This is a genomic window from Mesorhizobium sp. M7A.F.Ca.CA.001.08.2.1, from assembly GCF_003998455.1.
GTDB lineage: Bacteria > Pseudomonadota > Alphaproteobacteria > Rhizobiales > Rhizobiaceae > Mesorhizobium > Mesorhizobium ciceri.
On sequence record NZ_RZPW01000858.1, the window covers coordinates 1 to 2,454 of the forward strand.

Sequence of the window (2,454 nt, forward strand, 5' to 3'; positions counted from 1 at the left end):
GTCCGGGCGCGACGAGAAGATGCTGATAAAGCTGGTGGTCGATGGCGCGTCGAAGAAAGTGCTTGGCGCCCACATATTGGGGCCGGACGCCGGCGAGATGTCGCAGCTTCTCGGCATCCCGCTGAAGGCCGGCCTGACCAAGGGCGATTTCGACCGTACGATGGCCGTGCATCCGACGGCGGCGGAAGAACTGGTCACCATGTACAAGCCGACCTATCGCGTGAAGGACGGCGAGCGGGTCGATTGACGGCAAAGCCGGGTTGAGGAACTCCGCCGCGGCAAGGACATGCCACGGCGGAGATGGTTGCTACAGCAGCGTGCCGCGCAGGATCACCAGCGCCACCGAGAAGTAGATCACCAGCCCGGTGACATCGACCAGCGTGGCAACGAACGGCGCCGATGCGCTGGCCGGATCGAAGCCGATGCGCTTCAAGGCGAACGGCAGCATCGACCCCGACAGCGAACCGAAGGTGACGATGCCGACCAGTGCAGCACCCACCGTGGTGGCGATCAGCGGCCAGTGCGGGCCATAGTCGTAGAAGCCCATATACTGCCAGAGCGCGATGCGGCAGACGCCGACCACACCGAGCATGGCGCCCAGCACCAGGCCGGTGGGCAGCTCGCGCAGCGCCACCCGCCACCAGTCGCCAAGGCCGATCTCGCGCAAGGCCAGCGCGCGGATGACCAGCGAGGTCGCCTGCGAGCCGGAATTGCCGCCGGAGCTCATGATCAGCGGGATGAACAGCGTCAGCACGATCGCCTTCTCCAGCTCGCCCTCATAGCTCTGCATGGCGTTGGCCGTCAGCATCTCCGAGATGAACAGCGCGCACAGCCAGCCGCCGCGTTTCCTGATCATGGCGAGGAAGCTCATCTTCATGTACGGCTCGTCCAGCGCCTCCATGCCGCCGAAACGGTGCACGTCCTCGGTCGTCTCCGCGATCATCGTGTCGATGATGTCGTCGATGGTGACGATGCCGAGGATCTTGCCATGGTCGACGACCGGAACGGCGAGCAGATCGTATTTGGAGATCGTCTGCGCCAGCGTTTCGCGATCGGTCAGCGGGCCGACCGTCACCGGAAGATGATCCGGCGCCACCGTCATGATCGAATCATCCGGCTCACCGGTGATCAGCCGGCGCAGGCCCGTCGAGCGCACAAGCAGGTGCGTTTGCGGATCGACGATATAGATCGCATAGACGGTCTCGCGCGTCCGCTCCACCTTGCGGATGTAGTCGAGCGTTTGCCCGACGCTCCAGTCCGAGGGCACGCTGACGAACTCCGTCGTCATGATCGATGCGGCACTGCCTTCGGGATAGCCGAGGATGGAGAGCAGCGTTGCGCGCAGCGGCGGCGCAAGTCCGCCAAGCAGCTCGGAACGCGCCGGCTCGTCGAGCTCGCGCAAAATGTCGGCGGCACGGTCGACCGACATGGCGGTGAGCAGCTTGCCCGCCTTGGCGCGCGGCAGCGCCTCCATGAGTTCCGGCGCGCCGTCGAGTTCCGGCTGATCGAAGATCTCGACCAGACGTTCGAACGTCACTTCACAGAGCAGTTCCGTCGCGGTCTCTCGAGGCTCCCTGTTCAGGGCCTCGACAATGTCGGCGACGTGATCGTTGGCTAGGATACGGGCAATCGCGACGGCCTCGTCGCTTGCCACCGTGGTAAATTCGTTCATGGCTCACTCCTTGCCGTCCGGCAGGACATGAACCATGTGAGGTCACGTCAGGGCGGACGGCTGTTGCGTTCGACTGTGACTGTCGCCAGGCATGGCGCGGTGACCTTTCCGCTTGCGGGTTCGCGTTTGATTGTCTGCAAGCGGGCGCAACATAGGAGCGCGCCTTGCCGTGTCAATCGCGGTGAGGAGGGAAAATGCCGACGAGCGGGCAAGATCGCGAGACTGTGATCACCGGCCGCCGTTCGACCAGGCAGACCGGGGTGGAATAACCGTTATTTCTGCTTCAGCCGGCGCGAGAAGCGCAGCCACTTGTCTTCGACCGGCCTTGGGACCGGCCTTGGCTGCACCAGAATGGTGGTGAGTTCGGCGGGCAGGGTCGGAACCAGCGGCTTCTTGGTGGCGACGCCGTCGGCGATCGCGACGATGCTGTGATAGAATTCGCTGCCCGTCATCGATCTCGGCGCCACCGCCTCGTGCATGACGCTGATCACCGTGACATCGGGGCAGTTGTCCTTGATGGCCTGGTGGAAGGCGACCTTGCCATCGGGGTCGAGCGCGCCGGTCGCCTCGTCGAGGAACAGCAATCCCGGCTGCTGCAGCACGATGCGAGCCACCACCAGCTTCTGTTTCTGGCCGCCCGACAGCACCTGGTCCCAGCTTTTGCCTTCGCGGCTTTCGTCGGCCATGTGCTCGATGAAGTCGCCGAGCCCCGCCTTGTGCAGCGCCGACGCCACCTGCGCGTCGCCATGGTCGTGCTCGGAGCCGGGCAGGCAGACCAGTTG

General features: G+C 64.6%; 2 protein-coding genes and 1 pseudogene. 1 reads left to right on the plus strand and 2 read right to left on the minus strand.

Annotated features, from left to right (window positions below):
• Positions 1-247: pseudogene (locus tag EN914_RS32085) on the plus strand (glutathione-disulfide reductase); the annotation flags it as partial.
• Positions 248-307: 60 nt separating this feature from the next.
• Here EN914_RS32085 and mgtE read toward each other — a convergent pair.
• Complete coding sequence (gene mgtE, locus EN914_RS32090) at positions 308-1,672, minus strand: magnesium transporter (RefSeq protein WP_024503286.1); 1,365 nt, start codon at positions 1,670-1,672, stop codon at positions 308-310.
• Positions 1,673-1,944: 272 nt separating this feature from the next.
• The coding region (locus tag EN914_RS32095; protein ID WP_127389532.1) for an ATP-binding cassette domain-containing protein at positions 1,945-2,454 on the minus strand (510 nt) is incomplete at its 5' end.

Coding starts and splice junctions, on each gene's coding strand:
- mgtE (WP_024503286.1), bottom strand. CDS start 1,672: ATGAACGAATTTACCACGGTGGCAAGCGACGAGGCCGTCGCGATTGCC.